Origin of the sequence: Polynucleobacter sp. HIN11 (genome assembly GCF_030297675.1) — a bacterium.
GTDB lineage: Bacteria > Pseudomonadota > Gammaproteobacteria > Burkholderiales > Burkholderiaceae > Polynucleobacter.
On the sequence record NZ_AP028142.1, the window covers coordinates 1607757 to 1630430 of the forward strand.

The window sequence follows — 22674 nt, forward strand, 5'->3', positions numbered from 1 at the left end:
GGCATTAATTTCTATATGAACCATCTCCCCTTACTGCTCGAACTATTTACCGAAGAGCTTCCCCCAAAATCACTCAAACGTTTAGGCGAATCCCTTTCACAATCGATTTACGAAAGTTTAAAGAAAGCTCAGTTACTAAGCGCCAGTAGCACCTGTGAGTCTTTTGCCAGCCCTCGACGGTTAGCAGTTCTCATTAGCGATGTATTGGATCAAGCGCCAGATTATCCGGTGCGAGAGAAACTGTTGCCACTCTCAATTGCCTTTGATGCACAAGGCAAACCCAGTCAAGCGCTTACTAAAAAGTTGGCAAGCTTAGGTCACTCTGATACTCCACTGAATCAACTGGAACGCAGTGGTGAAGGTAAAAATGAAGCACTTTATTTAAATATGATTGCCATAGGTGCGCGTCTTGAATCGACATTACAACAGGCCCTAGTGGATGCAATTCATCATTTGCCGATTGCAAAGATGATGCATTACCAGATTCAAACGCAATCAGGTGCAATTGAGGAAGTTCAATTTGCAAGGCCTGTGCACCGCATCATTGCATTACACGGATCGAAGACGCTTGCGATTCATGCCTTGGGAATTGATGCAAGCAAGCAAACTGAAGGTCATCGTTTTTTATCCTCCGGGATTATTACCATTGGCGATGCGCAGGAGTACGAGGCCCGACTTGAGGCTGCAAAAGTAATCCCTTCATTTGCCAAGCGCCGCGCTTACATTGAATCTGAGTTACAAAAGGCTGCCAACGGCCTGCGGGTTTTAATGCCAGACGCTCTTTTGGATGAGGTTACTGCCTTGGTAGAGTATCCGGCGATCTATACCTGCGAATTTGATCCTGAGTTTTTGAAAGTTCCTCAGGAATGCTTGATTCTGACGATGCAAACCAATCAAAAATACTTTGCCTTGATCAATCAAGATGGCACGCTAAGCAATCGCTTTCTCATCGTCTCGAATATACAAACGGATCAACCAAGGTCAATTATTTCTGGGAATGAGCGTGTTATTCGCCCCCGTTTGGCTGATGCTCGCTTCTTTTATCTGCAAGATCAAAAGCGCACTCTAGAATCACGCGTTCCTGATTTAGCCAAGGTGATTTATCACAATCAATTAGGAAATCAGTTACAGCGTTCTGAGCGGGTCCGAGCTATAGCCAATGAAATTGCTAACAGCCTGAATCAAACTGGATTACAGCTTAATCTACAAGAGGTTGACCGGTCTGCACAACTTGCCAAAGCCGATCTGTTAACGGATATGGTTGGCGAGTTCCCAGAACTCCAAGGGGTCATGGGGCGTTACTACGCCTTAGCTAATCGTGAAGCACCCGATGTCGCTGCCGCGTGTTACGAGCACTATCTTCCTCGGTTTGCTGGGGATTTTCTGCCACAAACCTTAGTGGGAACCGTATTGGCGATTGCCGATAAATTAGAAACTATTGTTGGGATTTGGGGCGTCGGTCTTGCGCCCACAGGCGATAAGGACCCCTATGCACTGCGACGCCATGCCTTGGGCATTTGCCGGCTGCTAATAGAAAAGAATCTACCACTCAATCTCAAGCAACTCATTGGTCTTGCGAAGCAGCAGTTTTTGAATCTAGCTTTGAAGATCGAGATTGATGAAGAGCTTATCTATCAATTTATTCTGGATCGATTAAAAGCATATTTAAAAGATCAAGTCGTTGATGGAGCTACATTTAGCCCCTTAGAGATTGATGCGGTACTAAGTACCCATCCGCAAAAAATCAATGACCTAATTGCACGTTTATTGGCCATTCGAAGTTTTAATCAATTACCGCAAGCAGCTGCGCTCGCAGGGGCCAATAAACGAATTAGCAACATCCTGAAGAAGGTTGATGGTAAAGTGAATGTGGAGATCAACTCAAGTTTGCTCACCATTGCAGCTGAAAAGAATTTATATACCACCCTTACTCAATTACAACCGCTACTCGATCAGAAACTCCAAGCCCAACAGTTGATTGATCTATTGCAAGATCTAGTCTCGCTCAGCGAGCCAGTGGATCAATTTTTTGCAGATGTGATGGTGATGGATGAGAATATTGAGCTTCGAAATAATCGCCTTGCTCTACTACAGCGCCTCCACCAACAAATGAATTTAGTTGCTGATATTGGCAAACTTGCATGACCGTTAAAGTCGATAAGCTAATTATTTTGGATCGTGATGGGGTGATTAACCAAGATCGTGACGATTATGTGAAATCATGCGATGAGTGGATCCCGATTCCCAATAGCTTAGAAGCGATTGCATTACTTTCTCAGGCAGGCTACACCCTGACTATTGCCACCAACCAATCGGGTATCGCACGTGGCTATTACAGCCTAAATGAATTGCATGCGATGCACCAGAAAATGATGGATTTGCTCAAACCACTGAGTGGCAGGATTGATAGTATTTTCTTTTGCCCCCATACTGATGCCGATCACTGTGACTGCCGCAAGCCTAAACCGGGCTTAATGCAACAAATTGCAAACCGTTATTTAAAAAGTCCTGCAAATCCAGCATTGCCATTAAGCAATGTTCCTCTCGTGGGCGATTCATTACGTGATCTTTTGGCAGGAACGGCTCTGGGCGCCAGTCCGCACTTGGTCCTAACAGGGAAAGGTCGCGATGTTAATAGGGCTGAGTTACCTAACAATGCTCAGATCCATGAGGATTTGATGGGTTTTGCACAATCAATTTTGGCGCAGTCATGATTTGGCTTCGTTCACTTCTTTTTTTTATTAGTCTTGTAACGTACACGCCGCTGTATGCAGTTTTCTGCTTAATTACATTTCCATTTCTAAATGAGCATGCTCGCTATCGCATCATTCAGTTCTGGGGTCGAAGCATTATCTTTTTCCTGGAATTCTTTTGCGGCGTTCGGTTTGAGGTTCTAGGAAGGGATAATATACAGGCAGTGATTGATCAGCCTGTGGTCATTCTTAGCAAGCATCAATCGGCTTGGGAAACGATCGCGTTCTTACAGATTTTTCCTAAAGAGCTTTGCTATGTATTTAAACGTGAACTGTTATGGATTCCATTTTTTGGTTGGGTGATTGGATTGCTGAACATGATTCATATCAACCGTTCGGACACAGGTGGCTCTGCAATATCAGTTGCCAATCAAGGCAAGGAGCGTTTAAAGGCGGGTAAGTGGATGATTTTGTTCCCTGAGGGCACCCGAACACCCGTTGGATCCCATAAGCCTTATCGTAAGGGTGGGGCCCGCTTAGCCGGACTCACGGGAGCAACCGTATTACCAGTCGCCCACAATGCCGGGCGCTACTGGCCACGAAATAGCTTTTTGAAATACCCTGGGCGCATTACAGTCTCCATTGGACCGTCAATACCCTCCCAGGGCAAATCTGGGGATCAATTACATGAGGCCGTAGAAACCTGGATCGAGGCTGAAATGCGACGAATTGACCCAACAGCCTATCAAGCCAAATAATCACTTCCCTGATAGCATCAACGCCCACTGAATATAACGTTCCACTGAAATATCTTGGGCGCGTGCTTTTAGATCCGTATCGGTCAGATTTAGTTGCTCAGCAATACTCTGTAAATTACTGCGTAACATTTTGCGACGCTGAGCAAAGGCCAAGGCCACAACCTGGCTGAGCGCATCCCATTGTGCTGGTGTTAAAGCAAAATCAGCACGCGGAATCATCCGAATCACTGCAGAATCTACTTTGGGTTGCGGCTCGAACGCAGTCGGCGGCACATCTAATAAATAATCCACGTGGTACCTTGCTTGCAACATGACCGATAAGCGGCTGTACTCTGAATCGCCCGCTGATGCAGCAATACGTTCCACCACTTCAGCCTGCAACATAAAGATTTGTTCATCGACCCATGGAGCTGCTGCAATCAGATGGAATAGCAACGGCGATGAAATGTTATAAGGCAGGTTGCCAATCAAGGAGCAACGCTCTTTCGAAAGCTTGGCTTGCTTAGCCCAGCTAGCAAAGTCGAATTGAAGAGCATCTCCTTCGTGAATGATCAGGCCATCTAACCGCTCTCGCTGTTTTGCTTCTTGCCATGTCTGAACAATGTCACGATCGATTTCAAGTACCTCAAGTTTTTCAAGTCGCTCGAGTAAAGGTCGGGTAAGCGCACCAAGCCCCGGGCCAATTTCAAGAACGTGCATGCAAGGTGTCGGATTTAAAGCATTCACAATCGCAGCAATTACTCCCTGATCGATCAGGAAGTTCTGTCCAAAGCGCTTACGTGCTCGATGCATCGTGATTCAATTTTGTAAGAGCCAACTCTCGTGCGAGTTGTAAAGCAGCAAACATACTCCGCCAATCCGCCCTACCATGTCCAGCAATATCGAGGGCTGTGCCATGATCAACCGAAGTCCTGATGTATGAGAGACCCAAGGTCACATTCACTCCCTTAGCAAAACTTGCAAACTTAAAGGGGGCTAAGCCTTGATCATGGTACATGGCCAAGACTGCATCAAATGAATGCAAGCGATCCGCATGAAATAAGGTATCGGCTGGATACGGTCCAGAAGCCAAAATCCCCTCGTGTTTAGCAGTCTCAATCACAGGAATAATCACTTCAAGCTCCTCGCGACCAAGATGGCCGTCCTCTCCAGCATGGGGATTTAAGCCGGTCACCGCAATGCGGGGCTTTGTAATCCCAAAGCGTGCCTGCAAATCTTTTTGCATGATTCTCAAGGTACTTAATAAAGTCTCAAACTGAATTGCACCGGCAACCTCACCAATAGGCAAATGGGTGGTGGCAAGAGCAACTCGTAAGGGGATTGCTTGCCCTTTGCCACTGAGTGCCTGGGGGATTTCACCGCACAACATCATGACGACCTGGCGCTGCTGATCAAGATCAGCCAAAAACTCAGTGTGTCCTGTGAATGGATGCTGCGGTGTATCCAAAATACTTTTTTGAACGGGTGCAGTGATGAGTGCGTGATGTTGACCAACTCGACATGAATCACTAGCCGCTTTTATCAAGGAAAGCACGTACTGCGCATTGGCTAAATTAAGAACACCAGATTGTGGTGGGTAATTTAGGGGGATATGTGCAACTTGGATTTGAGGCGGTAATATCTCATTTGCAAATAACTGCCGATCGCCAAATAAGCTGATCTCTACATCCGCATGATCTGCTACGAAGGCTTTGGCAGCTGCTAATGAAACTTCAGGGCCAATGCCAGCAGGCTCCCCAGTACTCAGTGCGAGCTTAACGGACTTGCTCATCCAGATTCAAAATCTTGACAGTCGCCGTATCGCGCAATTGACGCAACCAGTCTTGGTAGGCTTGCTCGAACTTACGCTCTCGAATGGCAGCTCGAGCAAACTCACGTTGCTTCTCAACCGTTAATTGTGCATCGCGCCGCTCGAGCACTTGAATTAAATGCCAACCAAATTCCGTCTTAACAGGATCGCTCACTTCGCCGATTTGTAAGCGGTTCATGGCAATCTCGAATGGGGGCACCAATTCGCCAGGACCCATCCAACCCAATATGCCGCCATTCTGGGCTGAGCCATCTTCCGAGAATTTCTTTGCCAAAGACTCAAAATCAGCGGTCTTAGCACGAATCTGATCACGATAACCTTGTAGGCGTCGCTCAACATCGGCGTCTTGCAATCCTTGACGATGACGAATCAAGATATGTCGCGCTAGTGTTTGCGTAACAATCATATTTTGTGGGGTGAGATCCGCCGGATTAGCATTACTAGTCGCTGCGCGGGCCCCCGTACCGCTGGAACGTCGATCCATGACTTTTAGTACATGAAAGCCGGCTGGGCTTCGTACTACTGATGGTGCCACTTGGCCAGGGCCAAGATTTCTTACAGCCTCAACAAAGATTTGAGGTAAACGATCTTGGGTCCGATAGCCAAGATCCTGAAACTTAATTCGAGAGTTCTCTTTATTGGCTTGAGCGGCCAGTTGCATAAAATCAGCGTCCCCGCGTGCTTCTTTTAATAATGCTTCAGCACGCTTTCTGGCATCAGCTTGAGCGCTAGGGCCAGCTCCGTCTTCTACCGGAATAAAAATTTGAGCAACTGCAATCTCTTCGGGGCCTGAGCCTGCTGCAGCAGGCTCTGCTCCGCGACGCTGCATCTGCTCAACAATAAAGTTATCGATTTCAGCATCGGAGATCTTAATTTGTGAGTCAACCTCTCGTTCTCGTAAACGCGCTTTTAGAACATCTTCACGCAACAACTCCCGATAGCGCTGAAAACTCATGCCTGATTTGGTAACTGTCTCCCGAAATTCATTGAAGGTCAACTTATTCCGAGTTGCAATGTCTTCAATAATCTTATTGAGCTCTTTATCGTTAACGGCTAAACCAGTTTGCTCAGCTTCCTGCATTTGAATCTTCTCTAAGATCAAGTTTTCGAGCACTTGCTTACGCAGCTCGCTACCCTCTGGCAGTTTTTTTCCGCCAGCTGGTGCTTGCTTTTGGATCGAGGCAATCCGATCATCAATTTCCTTGCGCGTTACAACCCCAGTGTTAACAACCGCCACTACGCCATCAATGTTTACGATCTTAGGCTCATTAGGAGACGGATTATTTTGTGCACCTAATGGCTGACTAAACAACACGCCCAAGAATCCACATACCATCAAATAACGAAGCATGCTGAACTTTAGGAATGAATCACGACACAAAATCATTATTGATAATTTTCGTAGGGTGAAGGTGGCAAAGGCTTGGCTACTGGTTGGTACCCAGGAACGTTCAGACGCATCTCATCGACTGGATTATTTCCAACACTAGCAAAACCTCTAAATTCTAATTGAAAAAGGACTTGGGTAGTGGTGATCTGGGAGGTATTACGGGCTTGCGAGTATGCAAACCGAGCGGTCCAACAATCTGCGTCATACTGCAATCCCACTAAGGTATTTAAGGTCTTCGCTGTTAAGGCATCGTATCCCCAACGGCCTAATACGCGATATTTTTTAAATATTGGCCACTCGCCAAACGCATTGTATTGATCGGTCTGAGTCACACCAGAGTTCGTGCCATCGGTTGGTGGATTCCAAACATTACGGTAGGCAAAATTAAGACTACGGCCTGGAGTCGGTCGCCACCCAGCACCCACGCTACTTTGTACAAAGCGGTTAAGTTGCGTGTTGTACTGTCCAAACAAATCAACGTTAAAGTTTCCCAGCAAACGGATCGTACTAGCGCCCAAGGTATCGGAATAACGTGTTGGGTTTTGGATCGTACCGTTCAAACCCACCCGTTGACCTGTGAAGTCTTGGCGTTGGGCCAACGTTACCGTAGCTCGCTCGGCACCGGTATTTGTTTCTAAAACACGACTAGTCAAGCCCATCGTTAATTTATTGTTATCAGCCACGCGATCATTACCCACGAAGGTGTTCTCACTAAATATTTGAGTAATACCGAAGCCAGCATCAGCAGTATCAAAGAGCGGGGTCTGTGCCTGACTTTGGAATGGCGTATATACATAAAATGCACGTGGCTCCATGGTCACAATCATGTCGCGCCCAAAGAAACCCTTCATCTCTCTTGCATCACGCTCAAACGCCAAACCAGAATCCAAACTAAAAGTTGGCAAGGCAAATCCTTGAATAGGTTGATTTAAGGATTGATTAATCGAGGTCGATGGACTATTAGTGAGCACCCCAGAATATTGATTGGCCTGAAAACTTAACTTGGGTCTCAAGAAATATCCTGGGGTAATTTGTGGCAAGGCGATACTACCCCGAATCACCGTTCGATCAGCCTGACTAAATGACCCCCCCTGTGGCATGCCAGAGGCTGGTGCATACAGATTATTGGTGTTATATGAAAAGCGCGTAAAGTCCGCATTGAATGTAATGTCAGGGGTTCGATTAAATCCACCTGAGAACGATCCCGGGGCGCCCAAGGCGCGCTGATTACGATAATTGGCGGTGACTTGGGGCAAGATGTTGTATGGAGAAGTAACAGGTGCTGTTGGGTCTGGCTGCAGGGTCTGAAAGGTCAGTGCCCGCGCTGTGAAATTCCAGTTTTTGATACCGCCATAATTGGTTCCCACTTCTTGCCGAAACTGATTCGTGACTGCGCCGCCAATGCCATATGAAAAATCGATCGGATATAAGTTATCCGACACCTTACTTACATTCGCGTAACCATTCCACGCTCGGCCCAACATTTGTCGCTGTTGCCAGTCGTACTTCCAGCGATCGCGCCCTAAAATTTTGTCGTAGTTCATGAACTGACCGCTAAGCGTTCCTGAATACTTGGGATCAATGTAACGAAGATCACCGCCTAGCAATGTGCCGCGGTGGTTCATGAACCGAGGTGTAACGGTGAGATCGCGATTCGGTGCAATATTGACATAGTACGGCTGTGCAATATCTAAACCATTTATTCGAGTTATAACCAATCACGGGAGCCAATAATCCGGAGCGACGTTGATTGGACGTAGGCAAACTAAAGTAAGGTGCGTAGGCAATCGGCACATCAAAGAAACGCATCACACCATTGCGCCCAGTCATTTGTTTCTGTTCTTGATCAACCTCAATCTGACTAGCCGTGAAATACCAATCTAAATTATCTGGACTGCAAGTGGTATAGGTGGCTTTATCAAAGATAAATACATCGGCTGACTCAATCGTTAGCCTATTCGCTTGACCACGCCCGCGCACATCCCGAAGCTCATAGTTCGGTTTATCCATCTCGCCTTCGCGTGCATCAACCTTAAAGCGTGCGCGGGGTCCTGAGAACTGAGTATTTCCTTTAATAAGCTCAACGTTGCCAATTAAATTTGCAATATCAGTATCAGGGTCATAATTAATTTCATCGGCCTTGATGATGGTGTTGTTCCGACGAATTTGAGCGCGCCCCTTCAAATTCATTTGACGATCAACCACCCCATCAATTTCATCGCTAAAGGTGAAGGTCAAGGCCTCACTATCTGGAATCGGTTTACCAACCCGTAATTGATCATCTAACTTTAAGACCGTAACTTCGGCACGACTAGGAACTAAGGTGGTGGTCGGGAGCGATCCAACTGGTAATGGTCGAGGTGGCTCGCCAATCGGAACCGGCGCTTGCTTTTGTAACTCCTGCTGAGTCTGGTTTTGTTGTGACGATGGTAATAATGGTGAAATCGTATTAACAACTGAGCCTAAGTTTTGGGCCATCAGTGGCATGGCTAGCATTAGAGGGCTAAGCAATAACCCCCGGCCCAGGATCACGAGCGGGGTCTTTAAAGATGCAAGATAGGCGCTGATGCCGGCGCGAAGGCGATAATGACTCATGGATCCAGACAGCCCTTATTATACGAATCGATCATGCCTGACAATCGCTTAATTCAACTGAATCAATGGCTTGATGGCCTAGTGGGCCGTTGGGGGCTAGAGCCCACCAGCTTGGCCCCGGCTTCCGCAGATGCCAGCTTTCGGCGCTATTTCCGAATAAATAGCTCTCACCCACAATATCCTAGTCTGATTGTGATGGATGCTCCGCCCGATAAAGAGGCCGTTTTGCCCTTTATTCAGGTTGCCAATCTTTTAAAGGATGCGGGGCTTCATGTGCCCCTGATCCTCGAAGAAAACCAGGAAAAGGGATTTCTACTGCTCAGTGATCTGGGAAATAAAACCTATCTGAGCGTCTTATCTCCCAATAATGCAAAAGCGCTTTACCGAGATGCCAGCCAAGCCTTAGTTCAAATGCAGCATGCTAGTCGTGAGGGCGTATTACCCCCCTACGATGATGCAACCCTGCAGCGCGAACTCGATCTATTTGATGAGTGGTATTTAAAACGCCATCATCAATACACCCTAAGTGATGGTGAGAGAAATGAACTTCATACCATTTTTCGGTTGATCAAAGAAAATAATCTCGCCCAATCGCAAGTATTTGTCCACCGAGATTTTCATTCTCGCAATTTAATGAATTGCTCTTCTAATAATCCTGGGATTTTGGATTTTCAGGATGCTTTATACGGACCGATTACATATGACATTGTCTCTTTATTGCGCGATGCTTACATTGAGTGGACCGAGGAAGAAGTGCTTGATTTCTTAATCGAGTATTGGGATATGGCCCGCGCAGCCGGCTTGAAAGTTCGGCCTGATTTTGCTGATTTCTATCAGGATTTTGAATGGATGGGGCTGCAACGTCATCTGAAAGTCCTAGGCATCTTTGCGCGCTTGTATCACCGTGATGGCAAAGCCAATTACTTAAACGACATTCCCTTAGTTCTCAAATACACGCGTGCAGTTGCGAGTCGTTACAGCTGCTTTAAGCCTCTTTTGCGGATTTTGGATCAGGTTGCAAAGCAGTCGTCTTAAACTGTTCACTATCGATGACTGTACAGAATCTACCTTGTCTTTTATTGGCCGCTGGTCGTGGGGAACGTATGCGCCCATTAAGCGACCATACTCCGAAACCCTTATTAAAAGTTCGTGGCAAATCATTGCTCAGCTGGCATCTAGAATCACTGCAGCGAGCTGGCATTCAACATGTGGTGATCAACCATGCCTGGCTTGGTAAACAGATCGAGGCGGCATTAGGTAATGGTCATCAGTATGGATTGTCTATTCAGTATTCTCCGGAGGTAACTGCCCTGGAGACAGCCGGGGGAATCTGCCAAGCGCTACCCATTCTCAACCCGGCCGACTTCTTTCTAGTGATGAATGGGGATGTTTTTAGCCCCAATTTTCCCATTCATGAATTGGTTCAACGTGTCAATCAACTCCGTAATCAAGATCAGTTATTGGCTCATCTTATTTTGGTTCCTAATCCACCCCATCATCCGACGGGCGACTTTTATCTTGACGGAACGATCGTACGCGGCGAGGAGTATTTGAATGCCAACTGTCCAAAACTGACTTTTTCAGGGATTGGCATCTACCACCGGAGCTTATTTGATGGCTTAAATCGGGGAGAAAGTGCTAAATTAGCCCCAATCTTACGCAGGGCAATGCTCAATCATCAAATCTCCGGTGAAAAATATTTAGGTTCGTGGCAGGATGTAGGTAGTCCTGAACGCTTAGCTGAACTAAATCGATCCTAAATCCATCAAGATGAATCGTCCCAACTCGCACAATCCGCTCATGCATGCCTGCCAACAGCGTCGTGATCGCTTGGCATCCATCATTCAAGCCAAAACAGGTGGTGGGGTAGTCATTCTAGGAACGTCCCCCGAAAAGGCACGCAATCGAGATAGCGACTTTCCTTATCGGCATGACAGCGACTTCTTTTATCTCACCGGTTTTGAAGAGCCTGCGGCTACTTTAGTGATGGTGGTTGCAAAATCCAGCTATGAGACCCATCTCTTCTGTCGCCCCAAAGATCTCGAACGCGAGATTTGGGATGGATACCGCTTAGGCCCCCAAGAAGCGCCCTCCCATTTACTCATAGATGCTGCATACCCAAACTCTGAACTAGACCAAAAACTGCCGGATTTCTTAGCGGATCAAGATGCGGTATACATCAAACTGGCCGCAGCCTCACAAGATGATGCATCGATGCGGCAATGGATGAATGCGGTACGTCAGCGCGCCCGCATGGGGATCAATGCACCGGAGGTATTTCATGACATTGAAACTATTTTGCATGAAATGCGTTTGTTTAAGGGGCCCGAGGAAATCGCCATCATGCGACAAGCCGCAGCGATTTCTGCGCAAGCTCACATTCGCGCCATGCGCTCTTGTAAGCCCGGAAAACGTGAATATCAATTAGAAGCGGAGTTGCTCTATGAGTTTCGTTATCACGGGGCCGAGAGTGTTGCTTATAACAGCATCGTAGCTGCTGGTGCGAATGCCTGTGTGTTGCATCACCGTGCAGGATCGGCTGAACTCATAGACGGTGATCTGTGTTTAATTGATGCTGGGTGCGAGCTTCATGGCTATGCCTCCGATATCACCCGAACCTTTCCAATTAATGGACGATTTAGTAGTGCCCAGCGCGCGCTCTATGACATTACACTCGCTGCCCAACAAGCAGCGGTTGATGCAACTCGTCCAGGCTATTCGTTTATCGATCCCCACCAAGCTGCGCTAAAAGTTCTGACTCAAGGCTTGATCGATGAAAAGTTGATTCGGATTAGCGAAGTAGGCTCTCTTGATAATGCCATTGAGACAGGAGCCTATAAGCGCTTTTATATGCACCGTACTAGCCATTGGTTAGGTATGGATGTCCATGATGTGGGATCCTATCGAGAACTTACCACTGTTACTCAACCTGATACTGAAAGACCTTGGCGCATTCTTCAAGAGAGTATGGTGCTTACCATCGAACCCGGTCTTTATATACGCCCAGCTGAGGATATTCCGCAGGCCTATTGGAATATTGGAATTCGGATTGAAGATGATGCTCTAGTGACCGCCAATGGTTGCGAACTCATTTCCCGTGGGGTCCCAGTTGATCCAGTTGAAATTGAATCCATCATCCGCTCTTAATGGATGAGCGTATGAACCCATCTCATGCAGTTGTCATTCAAGGCGGGGGTCCTGTCGGTCTTGCCTGCGCAACTTGGCTTTTACAAAAAAATCCACGTATTAGTCTAACCTTGATTGATCGCAATCCAGAGGATGATGAGCAAATTCAGTCAGGCGATCAACGTGGTATCGCGCTATCGCATGGCAGTAAATTATTACTGGATACGATCAACGCTTGGCCATCCAATTGCCCTGCGATTCACCGAATTCACGTCTCTCAGGTCGGTCGCTTTGGTCGAGCTTTAATGACGCGCGAAGAACTGGGGCAGGATGCCTTGGGTCATATTAGTCGCTATCGTGATATTCACCTGACCCTTAGAAAGGCACTGCGAGCTCTGGGGGAGCATTCACCTAATTTTGTATGGCATCACAACGCGGATGAAAGCTTCAATACACCACTAGCTGCATGCATCGTACATGCCGAGGGCGGGCTGTTTAAGCAGCAAGATTGGGTCGAGTCAGGCCGCGATTACCGTCAAGCTGCCCTCGTGGGCACTGTGGATGTTGAGCATCCAATTGCCCATCAAGCGTGGGAGCGTTTTACCGACGAGGGTCCGCTTGCGCTTCTACCCTCGCATCTTGGACCTAATACGCATAATCTGGTCTGGTGCGCCTCCCCAGAATCGAGTCAACGCCGACTAGCTCTCAGTGATGATGAGTTTCTCAATGAACTGGAGCATAGTTTTGGTCGGCGCCTGGGTCGATTTACCAAGATCGCTAATCGCCGTTTGTATGACCTTGGCTTGAACTACCGCAAAGAAATTTGCATTGATCATGAGGTATGGATTGGTAATGCCGCACAGACCTTGCATCCCGTGGCTGGCCAAGGCCTTAATCTTGGCCTACGCGATGCTTACCTAGTCGCTGAGAAACTCGCCGACCTCTTTAAGCAAACACAGGCAGTAACGCCTAATGCTGTGAAAACGCAACTGCTTGAGTATGCAAAAAGCCGCCAAATTGATCGGCGCGTAACGATTGGTATTACCGACTTCTTAGCACGCGTGTTCACGTCACCACTACTCCCCATTCGGGTCTCGCGTGGCCTAGCACTAAGCGCTCTCGCCTGGCTACCTCCTGTAAAAGTTACTCTCGCCAAGCAAATGATGTTTGGGCGGCGCTAGATTGCCTAAAAATTAAGCAGTTGAGTAACGGGTGTGGTACAGTGGTGCCTCCAATCCAGATCCATTTCCCTCGGTATGCAAATCGGTCCTTACTCACTAGCCAATGCTCTATTTGTTGCGCCTATGGCTGGTGTCACTGATCGCCCCTTTCGACAATTATGTAAAAAATTAGGGGCAGGTTATGCGGTCTCGGAAATGATCGCCTCCAATGCCATGCTGTGGAATAGTGAAAAAACCTTGAGGCGCGCCAATCATGTTGGCGAGTTCAAACCCATTGCAGTCCAAATTGCAGGAGCAGATCCAAAGATGATGGCGCAAGCAGCTCGCTTGAATGTGGATCGAGGCGCTCAAATCATTGATATCAATATGGGCTGTCCGGCAAAAAAAGTGTGTAATGTCGCCGCTGGTTCTGCCCTCCTAAAAGATCAACCTTTAGTACAGCAAATTGTGGAGTCGGTGGTTCATGCTGTTGGCACTGGCCCTGATGCGGTGCCCGTGACACTCAAAATTAGAACCGGCTGGGATCGTGATCATAAGAACGCGCTAGAAATTGCAAAAATTGCGCAGGACGCTGGAATTTCGATGCTCACGATTCATGGGCGTACCAGAGCGGATTTATATCATGGTGACGCCGAATATGAAACGATTGCGGCCGTGAAAAGCCATATCAGCATTCCGGTGGTTGCTAATGGCGATATCAACAGTCCCGAAAAAGCCAAGCAGGTTTTGCGCATCACTGGCGCGGATGCACTCATGATTGGACGAGCAGCACAAGGCAGACCCTGGATTTTTCGGGAAATTGAGCACTATCTAAAAACGGGTGAACTCCTACCTGCCCCACGGATTCATGAAATTCAAGCGATCCTCAATGAGCATCTACTAGATCACTACGCATTCTATGGCGAGTACACGGGGCTGCGAACCGCGCGCAAGCATATTGCCTGGTATTGCAAAGGCTTACGCAACTCGCATGCGTTTCGTCACCAAATGAATAGCGCCGAGGATTGCAAAACCCAATTGCAACTCGTCAATGATTATTTTGATGAAATGAAGCTCCACTCGGATCATCTTTTATTTTTAGAAGCAGCCTAATTGACCCATTATGAAAAGTAATAAACATCCCGTTACGGAGTGCATTGAGATCAATCTGCAACGCTACCTTGATGACCTCAAAGGTACACCGCCCAATGATATTTATCAAATGGTCTTGAGTGTGGTTGAAAAGCCGATGTTAGAACTGGTGATGGCACATGCCAAACAAAACCAATCCTTAGCCGCATCGTATTTAGGGATTAATCGCAATACCTTACGCAAAAAACTTTTAGAGCATCGCTTAATCTAATTATGATTCGTACAGCCCTCCTCTCCGTATCCGATAAAAATGGTATTGTTCAGTTTGCTCAAGCACTGCATGGCTTAGGTGTAAAACTGATCTCAACTGGCGGCACCGCTAAACTGTTGGCCCAAGAAGGCTTACCGGTTACTGAGGTGGCAAGCCTTACCGAGTTCCCCGAAATGTTGGACGGTCGGGTCAAAACCTTACACCCAAAGGTTCATGGCGGCTTATTAGCTCGACGCGACTCCAAAGAACATATGGCCGCCATCGCCAAGTACGGGATTGAACCAATCGATCTATTGGTGATTAATCTCTACCCCTTTACGCAAACGGTTAGTCAGGACCAGTGTAGCTTTGAGGAGGCAGTTGAAAATATTGATATTGGCGGACCAGCCATGTTACGAGCTGCCGCTAAGAATCATCAAGATGTCACCGTACTCATCTCCCCAGCGGATTACACAATGGTTTTGGATGAGATGCGTCGTAATCAGAATGCAGTTTCGTTTGCAACCAACTTAGCACTAGCCAAAAAAGTGTTTGCACATACCGCCCAATACGATGGAGCAATTGCGAACTACTTAAGTTCTTTAGACGATACGCAAGATCATCAGAAGCGCCACCCCTATCCACAGACTCTGCATTTAGCATTTGAGCGCGTTCAAGAAATGCGCTATGGTGAGAACCCTCACCAATCGGCAGCGTTTTATAAAGACCTCGTACCGCCTGTTGGGAGTCTCGCTCATTATCAACAGCTTCAAGGTAAAGAGTTGTCTTTTAACAATATTGCCGACTCAGATGCTGCCTGGGAATGCGTTAAATCCATTAGTCATGATCAAGCGGCGTGTGTCATTATTAAACATGCCAATCCTTGTGGCGTAGCGATAGCGGATACCGCAGAAAAAGCCTATCTAAAAGCATTACAAACCGATCCAACTTCTGCTTTTGGCGGAATCATTGCACTCAATCGTACCTGTGATGAGGCATGCGCTACAGCAATTGCAAAGCAATTTGTTGAAGTACTCATCGCGCCCTCTTTTACCGAGTCTGCCAAGGCAATTTTTGCTTCTAAGCAAAATGTACGTCTTCTCGAAATTCCGCTTCCTAACGAAGGGGCTAATCCTCTGAATCAATTTGACTTCAAACGCGTCGGGGGCGGTTTGTTAGTGCAGTCGAGTGATTCAAAGAATGTACTTCCCCAAGAATTACAGGTCATGACTAAACGTCAGCCGAGCCCCACCGAATTAGCCGATTTAATGTTTGCCTGGCGAGTCGCCAAGTTTGTGAAGTCGAATGCAATTGTGTATTGTGCCAATGGCATGACCTTAGGGATCGGCGCTGGACAAATGAGTCGGATTGACTCTGCCCGAATTGCAAGCATTAAGGCTGAGCATGCCGGCCTGAGCCTGAAAGGTTCTGCGGTTGCGAGCGATGCCTTCTTCCCGTTTCGGGATGGGCTAGATGTAGTTGTGGCTGCCGGAGCAACAAGCGTAATTCAACCGGGTGGTAGCATGCGCGACCCCGAAGTGATTGAAGCGGCTAATGAGCATGGCATTGCAATGGTGTTCACTAGCACACGACACTTTAGACATTAATCATGCGCTGGTTGGGTATCGATCCTGGCTTACGAACCACTGGCTTTGGAGTCATTGAACTTGAAGGCCAGCAATTGCGCTACATTAGTTCAGGCACGATTGAGAGTGGCGAAGTTGCCTTAGGTTTACCTCATCGTCTTGGCACCTTATATCAAGGTGTCCAAGAGGTGCTTCTTCGCTACCAGCCCGATGCCGCTGCCATTGAAGAGATTTTTTTAAACGTGAATCCAAGATCCACCCTCATGTTGGGTCAAGCACGAGGTGCCGTAATTGCCGCCCTTGTTTCAACCGGCCTTTCGGTCTCTGAATACAGTGCGCGTGGCGTCAAGCAGGCGATCGTCGGTACTGGTCGGGCCAATAAAACACAAATGCAAGAAATGGTAAAGCGTTTACTCAAGCTCAAAAAAAGTCCATCACCCGATGCAGCCGATGCACTTGGGGTCGCCATTTGTGCGGCTCACCATCATCAGGTTCAAATGAGTAAAGCAAAGCGTTAAGATAGAGGCATGATTGGACGTATCCATGGCACACTTATTACGATTTCAGCTCCTAAATTGCTGATTGATTGCCATGGGGTCGGCTACGAAGTCGACGTGCCAATGAGCACCCTGTATCAATTACCACCTGTGGGTCAAATGATCACCCTTCTTACGCATTTCCATGTACGCGAGGATCAACAACAATTATTTGGTTTTGCCACCGGAGCCGAGCGCAACGCCTTCCGAGCACTCATCAAGATCAGTGGGGTTGGGGCACGCACTGCCCTAGCGGTGCTATCGGGCATGAGTGTGAGTGAGTTGATTCAAGCAATTGCTACCCAAGATCCAGGTGCCTTAGTTCGGGTTCCTGGTATTGGCAAAAAGACGGCTGAACGCCTTTTATTGGAGCTCAAGGGTAAATTAGCCCCCGATTTAGGAATTTCCCAGAATCCATCTGGCAAGCCCGATACCACTTCCGAGGTGATTCAAGCATTGGTTTCCTTGGGATACTCGGATAAAGAGGCGCATCTGGCAGTTCGCCAAATCTCTGCCGATACCAGTGTCTCCGACGGGATTAAGATCGCCTTGAAATCTCTTTCAAAAGGTTAAGTCGTGGTAATTCATACTGATAACTTAGATGCTGATGATGGTGATGAGCGGATTGTTAACCCCGGGGCTGGGCAAGCCGAAGCCGTATTTGAGCGCGCCCTTCGACCAAAGCAGCTCGATGAATACGTTGGTCAAAGCAAAGCACGCTCACAACTGGAAATTTTTATCAATGCGACCCGTAAGCGCAAAGAAGCCTTAGATCATGTTTTATTGTTCGGCCCACCCGGTTTAGGCAAAACGACCCTAGCGCACATCATTGCCCGAGAGCTTGGGGTTAATCTTCGACAAACTAGTGGTCCAGTATTGGATCGCCCCGGTGATCTTGCCGCACTTCTTACCAACCTCGAAGAAAACGATGTCCTTTTTATTGATGAGATTCATCGGCTCTCACCAGTCGTTGAAGAGATTCTTTATCCAGCTCTTGAGGATTATTCGCTCGATATTATGATTGGTGAGGGTCCTGCAGCCCGCAGTGTGAAGTTGGACCTCAAGCCCTTCACATTAATTGGAGCAACGACGCGTGCTGGTATGCTAACCAATCCCTTGCGCGATCGCTTTGGGATTGTGGCAAGACTTGAGTTTTATTCGTCCGCTGAGCTTACTAAAATTATTGAACGTTCGGCCACCTTACTGAATGCCCAGATTGATCCCCAGGGTGCAAGCGAGATCGCGCGTCGCGCCCGCGGCACTCCTCGGATTGCGAACCGCTTACTTCGTCGGGTTCGGGACTATGCTGAGGTGAAGGGTAGCGGAGTAATCACAAAATCAATGGCTGACGCTGCCCTAGCCATGCTAGATGTTGATCCGATGGGCTTTGATGTCATGGATCGCAAACTACTCGAGGCGATCTTGCATAAATTCAATGGAGGTCCAGTCGGCATTGATAACTTGGCTGCAGCCATTGGCGAAGAACGCGACACTATTGAAGACGTATTAGAACCCTTTCTGATTCAACAGGGATATTTACAACGCACCTCGCGTGGCCGCATTGCGACTCGTCAGTGTTATGAGCATTTTGGCCTCAAGGCGCCAAGTAGCTCTGCAAACCTCGATTTACTCGATTGAGTGACGTTATTTTAAGAGCGTGACTTTAACAAAGCGGCGCTTACCAACTTGAACCACATAAGTGCCGGGCTCCAATTTCAGGGTCTTATCACTCACAACTGATCCATCAATCCGTACACCATGTTGCTCAATATTGCGATTGGCCTCCGAGGTCGATGGCACCAAATTAGCAGCCTTCAAAAGAGCAGCAATACCGAGCGGAGCCCCCGTTAACTCAAGCGTAGGAATATCGTCGGGTATTCCGCCTTTGGCGCGATGATTAAAGTCTTCCAGCGCCTTCTCTGCAGCTACCTGCGAATGAAAACGAGCCACAATTTCTTGGCCCAATAACACCTTGCAATCCCGCGGATTTCGTCCCGCAGCGACCTCTTGCTTCATGAGATCGATTTCGGCCATCGGTCTAAATGACAATAATGTGAAATAGCTCCACATGAGCTCATCGGAAATACTCATCACCTTGCCAAACATCTCATTGGCGGGCTCGTTGATACCGATGTAATTGCCCTTGGACTTACTCATCTTCTCAACCCCATCAAGACCCACCAAAAGAGGCATAGTCAAGATGCATTGCGGCTCTTGGCCATACTCTTTTTGTAGTTCACGACCGACGAGAAGATTAAATTTTTGATCGGTGCCCCCAAGCTCTAAATCACTATGTAAGGCCACTGAGTCATAACCCTGCATGAGTGGATACAAAAACTCGTGCACCGAAATCGGCACACCACCCCGATAGCGCTTGGTAAAGTCATCGCGTTCCAACATCCGGGCGACTGTGTATTTAGCCGCTAAGGTAATCATGCCGCGCGCGCCCAACGCGTCACACCACTCGCTGTTGTAACGTACTTCCGTTTTACTGGGATCTAAGATGATGCTAGCTTGCTGATAATACGTTTTTGCATTGACTGCAATCTCTTCTGGGGTTAATGGCGGACGGGTGCTATTGCGCCCAGACGGATCGCCAATCATGCTGGTAAAGTCGCCAATCAAGAAAATGACAGTATGACCTAGATCTTGTAACTGACGTAGCTTGTTTAAAACAACGGTATGCCCCAAGTGAATATCCGGTGCAGTTGGATCCAAACCCAATTTAATTCGTAAGGGTTTGTGAGTTGCTTCGCTGCGCGCTAATTTCTGTAGCCAATCCGCCTCGACCAATAACTCCTCACAGCCACGCTTGGTAACTTCCATAGCCTCAAGTACGCGCGGGGTCACTGGATAGGGTTTTGTGCTCATACCTAATTTTTTCAGTTAAATTAAGGGTTTAATTTCGTTAACGTGATATTGTCGCATTCTCAAGAAAGTTCGCCACACCCTTGAATTCTAATCAAGCAAACGCCTCGAGCTCTCTATTCATTGGGCTCATGTCGGGAACCAGCCTCGATGGTATCGATGCAGTCTTGGCTGAAGTTGATGCTACTGGCAAAGCTCACCGGATTCAGTCCCACAGTGTCGGGTTTGATGCGCACCTGAGGTCGGAGCTTGCCGAATTGCAATTTGCTTGCAGCAACGAACTTCATCGCGAACACCTTGCAGCCAACGCACTTGCCAATGCGTATGCACAGGCATGCCAAGAGCTGTTGCGGATTCAAAATATTCAGCCTAGCGCAGTCAGCGCAATTGGTGCCCATGGGCAAACACTGCGTCATCAACCCGCTTCCGATCATCTGAAAAGCTATACCCATCAGAGCCTAAATGCGGCCTTATTGGCTGAGCTCACTGGGATCACGGTCATTGCTAATTTTCGTGAGCGCGATATGGCTGCTGGTGGCGAAGGTGCACCTCTAGTGCCTGCCTTTCATTATGAGCAGTTTTATGATCCCCTTGAAAATCGTGCCATTTTGAACATTGGTGGAATTGCTAATTTAACGATTCTTCCAGCATCTGGTGAAGTCACTGGTTTTGATTGTGGACCGGGCAATTTATTACTCGATGCGTGGGTACATCACCATCTTGGAAAAGCGTTTGACGATGACGGACGGTGGGCCAGTACGGGCACACCCAATTCAGAACTGTTGGAGCGGATGTTACAAGACCCTTACTTTGCAAAGCATCCTCCCAAGAGTACGGGGCGTGACCATTTTAATTTGCACTGGCTAAATCATTTGATGATAGGGCTTGCGCTCTCCCCTGAGGATGTTCAAGCTACGCTCATGCAGCTCACGATTGATAGCATCCTTGGTGCATTACGCTCTTATGCGTGCAATACGCAGGCCCTGATTGTGTGCGGAGGCGGCGTTAAGAATATTGCCCTACTTGAGCTTCTTAAAATTCAAGCTCGCCATCAACTACCGAATCTAAAGATTGCCTCATCAACCCAATTTGGGATTGATCCCCAACTGGTTGAAAGTCTGGCTTTTGCCTGGTTAGCCTGGGCCTTCATGCAAAAACGGCCAGCAAATGTGCCGGCCGTTACTGGAGCAAAAGGTTTACGAATCCTTGGGACGCTCTACCCTGCCTGAAATCAATTAGGCTGAAAAGGATGAGCCACAACCACAAGTGGTAGTTGCATTCGGATTTTTGATCACAAACTGCGAACCATTGATATCTTCTTTATAGTCAATCTCCGCGCCCACAAGATACTGAAAACTCATTGAATCAACCAATAAAGTCACCCCGTTTTTTTCAAAACTGGTGTCATCCTCATTAACAGCGTCATCAAAAGTAAACCCATACTGAAATCCAGAACATCCGCCGCCCTGAACAAAGACACGAAGCTTTAACTCAGGATTTCCTTCTTCAGCAATTAAGTCAGCAACCTTAGCGGCTGCACTATCCGTAAAGATCAATGGCACTGGTGGCTCAGCCATGGCTGAAGCTTGATCAACAGCGGTATTGGTAGCGGTCATGATTACTCCCTTTTAAACATCTATACGATTGATTGTAGGCTCTAATTCCCCTATTTGCACAGGGTGAATCATGGCATGAGGGCAATCTGCTCGAGGCCCATGGATTCAGGAAAGCCAAACATGATGTTTAGGCACTGGACACCTTGGCCCGAGGCACCTTTCACCAAATTATCTTCAACCACCAAAATGACGAGGGTGTCGCCACCGTCAGGCCGATGAACCGCAATCTTCATGCCATTACTGCCCCGCACTGAGCGGGTTTCTGGGTGGCTCCCCGCTGGCATGACATCCACGAAGGGCTCATTGGCATAAAAACTTTCATATAGGGCCTGAAAGTCGACCGATCTACCCTCTGCGGTTAACTGAACGTATAGGGTTGAATGGATCCCCCGAATCATCGGGGTTAGATGTGGCACAAAGGTCAAAGCCACCTGATCATGCCCTGCAATAGCCCTCAAGCCTTGCGTAATCTCAGGCAAATGACGATGGCCCTTAACGGCATATGCTTTGAAGTTATCACTTGCCTCAGATAGCAAGGTAGCAATTTCGGCTTTACGACCTGCGCCGGAAGTTCCAGATTTACAGTCGGCAATGATTCGCTGGGCATCAATGAGCAACTTTGAGAAGCCGTTCTTTGGCGATAACAATGGAGCAAGCCCTAGCTGCACCGACGTTGGATAGCAACCTGCCAAACCAACGATCCGAGCCCGCTTTATTTTCTCCCGATTGATTTCTGGCAAACCATAAACAGCCTCCTTCAAGATGTCTGGGCATGCGTGCGGCATTCCATACCATTGCTCAAAGACCTTGGTGTCTTGAAGACGAAAGTCTGCGGCAAGATCTAATATCTTCACATTGGCTGCGAGTAATTCTTTAGCTTGCGCCATTGCCACCCCGTGTGGAGTCGCAAAAAATACAGCATCACATTCAGTAAGCTTGGCATTCTCTGGAGTAGTAAATTTCAAATCCACGCGATTGCGTAAGGATGGAAACATTTCAGCAACAGCCATGCCGGCTTCAGATCGAGAAGTGATCGAATGCAGTTGAACCTGAGGATGCTGGGCCAAAAGGCGAAGTAATTCAACGCCCGTATACCCCGTGCCACCCACAATACCAACTTTAATCATGCTCTTCTCCATTGCCACTGATCATTAGACAAATTGTATAAAAATAAAGGGCCGCATTAGCGGCCCC

Annotated in this window: 22 protein-coding genes; 14 read left to right on the forward strand and 8 right to left on the reverse strand. The window is 47.7% G+C overall.

All coding sequences use genetic code 11. The features are described 5' to 3' along the window. Positions 1–15 precede the first annotated feature (15 nt). Genes glyS through QUE60_RS08115 form a run of 3 tightly spaced genes read left to right on the forward strand, consistent with a single transcriptional unit; the run spans position 16 to position 3451 of the window. On the forward strand, positions 16–2145 hold the full coding sequence (glyS, locus tag QUE60_RS08105; RefSeq protein ID WP_286226695.1) for a glycine--tRNA ligase subunit beta: 2130 nt from the start codon (positions 16–18) through the stop codon (positions 2143–2145). After that, a complete protein-coding gene (gene gmhB / locus QUE60_RS08110) occupies positions 2142–2714 on the forward strand; it encodes a D-glycero-beta-D-manno-heptose 1,7-bisphosphate 7-phosphatase (protein ID WP_286226696.1) in 573 nt (190 codons plus the stop codon). The genes glyS and gmhB overlap by 4 nt, the downstream gene beginning before the upstream one ends. Next, positions 2711–3451, forward strand: coding sequence for a lysophospholipid acyltransferase family protein (locus QUE60_RS08115; RefSeq protein ID WP_286226697.1), 741 nt, complete (start codon positions 2711–2713; stop codon positions 3449–3451). Before gmhB ends, QUE60_RS08115 begins: the two co-directional genes overlap by 4 nt. Here the strand turns inward: QUE60_RS08115 and rsmA are convergent, their stop codons facing one another. Genes rsmA through QUE60_RS08140 form a run of 5 tightly spaced genes read right to left on the reverse strand, consistent with a single transcriptional unit; the run spans position 3452 to position 9246 of the window. Next, entirely contained in the window at positions 3452–4243 is a 792-nt protein-coding gene (gene rsmA / locus QUE60_RS08120) for a 16S rRNA (adenine(1518)-N(6)/adenine(1519)-N(6))-dimethyltransferase RsmA (protein WP_286226698.1), read from the reverse strand. Further along, positions 4227–5222, reverse strand: coding sequence for a 4-hydroxythreonine-4-phosphate dehydrogenase PdxA (gene pdxA / locus QUE60_RS08125; protein ID WP_286226699.1), 996 nt, complete (start codon positions 5220–5222; stop codon positions 4227–4229). Before pdxA ends, rsmA begins: the two co-directional genes overlap by 17 nt. Next, the gene (locus QUE60_RS08130; RefSeq protein WP_286226700.1) at positions 5206–6612 is read right to left on the reverse strand and encodes a peptidylprolyl isomerase; all 1407 of its coding nucleotides are present in this window, start codon (positions 6610–6612) and stop codon (positions 5206–5208) included. The genes pdxA and QUE60_RS08130 overlap by 17 nt, the downstream gene beginning before the upstream one ends. A 35-nt stretch (positions 6613–6647) precedes the next feature. Continuing rightward, positions 6648–8276 carry an LPS-assembly protein LptD gene (locus QUE60_RS08135; protein ID WP_286226701.1) on the reverse strand — a complete coding sequence of 543 codons (1629 nt, stop codon included), beginning with the start codon at positions 8274–8276 and terminating at the stop codon, positions 6648–6650. Beyond that, positions 8245–9246 (reverse strand): LPS-assembly protein LptD, encoded by a 1002-nt coding sequence (locus tag QUE60_RS08140; RefSeq protein WP_286226702.1) that lies wholly within the window; start codon positions 9244–9246, stop codon positions 8245–8247. The genes QUE60_RS08135 and QUE60_RS08140 overlap by 32 nt, the downstream gene beginning before the upstream one ends. Before the next feature lie 33 nt (positions 9247–9279). Between QUE60_RS08140 and QUE60_RS08145 the strand changes: the two genes are divergently transcribed. The 10 genes from QUE60_RS08145 (at position 9280) to ruvB (ending at position 18634) form a co-directional block, all read left to right on the forward strand. Then, positions 9280–10281 (forward strand): aminoglycoside phosphotransferase family protein, encoded by a 1002-nt coding sequence (locus QUE60_RS08145; protein ID WP_286226703.1) that lies wholly within the window; start codon positions 9280–9282, stop codon positions 10279–10281. 14 nt (positions 10282–10295) lie between these two features. Continuing rightward, positions 10296–11006, forward strand: a complete 711-nt coding sequence (gene murU, locus QUE60_RS08150; RefSeq protein ID WP_286226704.1) for an N-acetylmuramate alpha-1-phosphate uridylyltransferase MurU — start codon at positions 10296–10298, stop codon at positions 11004–11006. Between the two features lie 10 nt (positions 11007–11016). Further along, a complete protein-coding gene (locus tag QUE60_RS08155; RefSeq protein WP_286226705.1) occupies positions 11017–12393 on the forward strand; it encodes an aminopeptidase P N-terminal domain-containing protein in 1377 nt (458 codons plus the stop codon). A gap of 11 nt (positions 12394–12404) precedes the next feature. Continuing rightward, positions 12405–13553 (forward strand): FAD-dependent monooxygenase, encoded by a 1149-nt coding sequence (locus tag QUE60_RS08160; RefSeq protein ID WP_286226706.1) that lies wholly within the window; start codon positions 12405–12407, stop codon positions 13551–13553. A 75-nt stretch (positions 13554–13628) separates the two neighbouring features. Then, positions 13629–14645, forward strand: a complete 1017-nt coding sequence (dusB, locus tag QUE60_RS08165; protein ID WP_286226707.1) for a tRNA dihydrouridine synthase DusB — start codon at positions 13629–13631, stop codon at positions 14643–14645. Positions 14646–14655: 10 nt separating this feature from the next. Further along, positions 14656–14895 carry a helix-turn-helix domain-containing protein gene (locus QUE60_RS08170; RefSeq protein WP_108509095.1) on the forward strand — a complete coding sequence of 80 codons (240 nt, stop codon included), beginning with the start codon at positions 14656–14658 and terminating at the stop codon, positions 14893–14895. Between the two features lie 2 nt (positions 14896–14897). Further along, positions 14898–16481, forward strand: a complete 1584-nt coding sequence (gene purH / locus QUE60_RS08175) for a bifunctional phosphoribosylaminoimidazolecarboxamide formyltransferase/IMP cyclohydrolase (RefSeq protein ID WP_286226708.1) — start codon at positions 14898–14900, stop codon at positions 16479–16481. 2 nt (positions 16482–16483) lie between these two features. Continuing rightward, on the forward strand, positions 16484–16978 hold the full coding sequence (ruvC, locus tag QUE60_RS08180; protein ID WP_286226709.1) for a crossover junction endodeoxyribonuclease RuvC: 495 nt from the start codon (positions 16484–16486) through the stop codon (positions 16976–16978). 9 nt (positions 16979–16987) lie between these two features. Further along, on the forward strand, positions 16988–17569 hold the full coding sequence (ruvA, locus tag QUE60_RS08185) for a Holliday junction branch migration protein RuvA (protein WP_286226710.1): 582 nt from the start codon (positions 16988–16990) through the stop codon (positions 17567–17569). A gap of 3 nt (positions 17570–17572) precedes the next feature. Then, positions 17573–18634, forward strand: a complete 1062-nt coding sequence (gene ruvB / locus QUE60_RS08190) for a Holliday junction branch migration DNA helicase RuvB (protein ID WP_286226711.1) — start codon at positions 17573–17575, stop codon at positions 18632–18634. A gap of 6 nt (positions 18635–18640) precedes the next feature. On the opposite strand, the gene tyrS is transcribed toward ruvB, so the two are convergent. Further along, a complete protein-coding gene (gene tyrS, locus QUE60_RS08195; protein WP_286226712.1) occupies positions 18641–19867 on the reverse strand; it encodes a tyrosine--tRNA ligase in 1227 nt (408 codons plus the stop codon). A gap of 80 nt (positions 19868–19947) precedes the next feature. Between tyrS and QUE60_RS08200 the strand changes: the two genes are divergently transcribed. Continuing rightward, on the forward strand, positions 19948–21093 hold the full coding sequence (locus QUE60_RS08200; RefSeq protein WP_286226713.1) for an anhydro-N-acetylmuramic acid kinase: 1146 nt from the start codon (positions 19948–19950) through the stop codon (positions 21091–21093). 6 nt (positions 21094–21099) lie between these two features. Here the strand turns inward: QUE60_RS08200 and erpA are convergent, their stop codons facing one another. After that, complete coding sequence (gene erpA, locus QUE60_RS08205; protein ID WP_286223556.1) at positions 21100–21480, reverse strand: iron-sulfur cluster insertion protein ErpA; 381 nt, start codon at positions 21478–21480, stop codon at positions 21100–21102. 68 nt (positions 21481–21548) lie between these two features. Beyond that, entirely contained in the window at positions 21549–22607 is a 1059-nt protein-coding gene (argC, locus tag QUE60_RS08210; RefSeq protein WP_286226714.1) for an N-acetyl-gamma-glutamyl-phosphate reductase, read from the reverse strand. Positions 22608–22674: the final 67 nt, after the last annotated feature.

Bases quoted from the DNA above. Each gene is read 5' to 3' on its own strand.
- glyS (WP_286226695.1), top strand. From the start codon at position 16: ATGAACCATCTCCCCTTACTGCTCGAACTATTTACCGAAGAGCTTCCC.
- gmhB (WP_286226696.1), top strand. From the start codon at position 2,142: ATGACCGTTAAAGTCGATAAGCTAATTATTTTGGATCGTGATGGGGTG.
- QUE60_RS08115 (WP_286226697.1), top strand. From the start codon at position 2,711: ATGATTTGGCTTCGTTCACTTCTTTTTTTTATTAGTCTTGTAACGTAC.
- rsmA (WP_286226698.1), bottom strand. From the start codon at position 4,243: ATGCATCGAGCACGTAAGCGCTTTGGACAGAACTTCCTGATCGATCAG.
- pdxA (WP_286226699.1), bottom strand. From the start codon at position 5,222: ATGAGCAAGTCCGTTAAGCTCGCACTGAGTACTGGGGAGCCTGCTGGC.
- QUE60_RS08130 (WP_286226700.1), bottom strand. From the start codon at position 6,612: ATGCTTCGTTATTTGATGGTATGTGGATTCTTGGGCGTGTTGTTTAGT.
- QUE60_RS08135 (WP_286226701.1), bottom strand. From the start codon at position 8,276: ATGAACCACCGCGGCACATTGCTAGGCGGTGATCTTCGTTACATTGAT.
- QUE60_RS08140 (WP_286226702.1), bottom strand. From the start codon at position 9,246: ATGAGTCATTATCGCCTTCGCGCCGGCATCAGCGCCTATCTTGCATCT.
- QUE60_RS08145 (WP_286226703.1), top strand. From the start codon at position 9,280: ATGCCTGACAATCGCTTAATTCAACTGAATCAATGGCTTGATGGCCTA.
- murU (WP_286226704.1), top strand. From the start codon at position 10,296: ATGACTGTACAGAATCTACCTTGTCTTTTATTGGCCGCTGGTCGTGGG.
- QUE60_RS08155 (WP_286226705.1), top strand. From the start codon at position 11,017: ATGAATCGTCCCAACTCGCACAATCCGCTCATGCATGCCTGCCAACAG.
- QUE60_RS08160 (WP_286226706.1), top strand. From the start codon at position 12,405: ATGAACCCATCTCATGCAGTTGTCATTCAAGGCGGGGGTCCTGTCGGT.
- dusB (WP_286226707.1), top strand. From the start codon at position 13,629: ATGCAAATCGGTCCTTACTCACTAGCCAATGCTCTATTTGTTGCGCCT.
- QUE60_RS08170 (WP_108509095.1), top strand. From the start codon at position 14,656: ATGAAAAGTAATAAACATCCCGTTACGGAGTGCATTGAGATCAATCTG.
- purH (WP_286226708.1), top strand. From the start codon at position 14,898: ATGATTCGTACAGCCCTCCTCTCCGTATCCGATAAAAATGGTATTGTT.
- ruvC (WP_286226709.1), top strand. From the start codon at position 16,484: ATGCGCTGGTTGGGTATCGATCCTGGCTTACGAACCACTGGCTTTGGA.
- ruvA (WP_286226710.1), top strand. From the start codon at position 16,988: ATGATTGGACGTATCCATGGCACACTTATTACGATTTCAGCTCCTAAA.
- tyrS (WP_286226712.1), bottom strand. From the start codon at position 19,867: ATGAGCACAAAACCCTATCCAGTGACCCCGCGCGTACTTGAGGCTATG.
- erpA (WP_286223556.1), bottom strand. From the start codon at position 21,480: ATGACCGCTACCAATACCGCTGTTGATCAAGCTTCAGCCATGGCTGAG.
- argC (WP_286226714.1), bottom strand. From the start codon at position 22,607: ATGATTAAAGTTGGTATTGTGGGTGGCACGGGGTATACGGGCGTTGAA.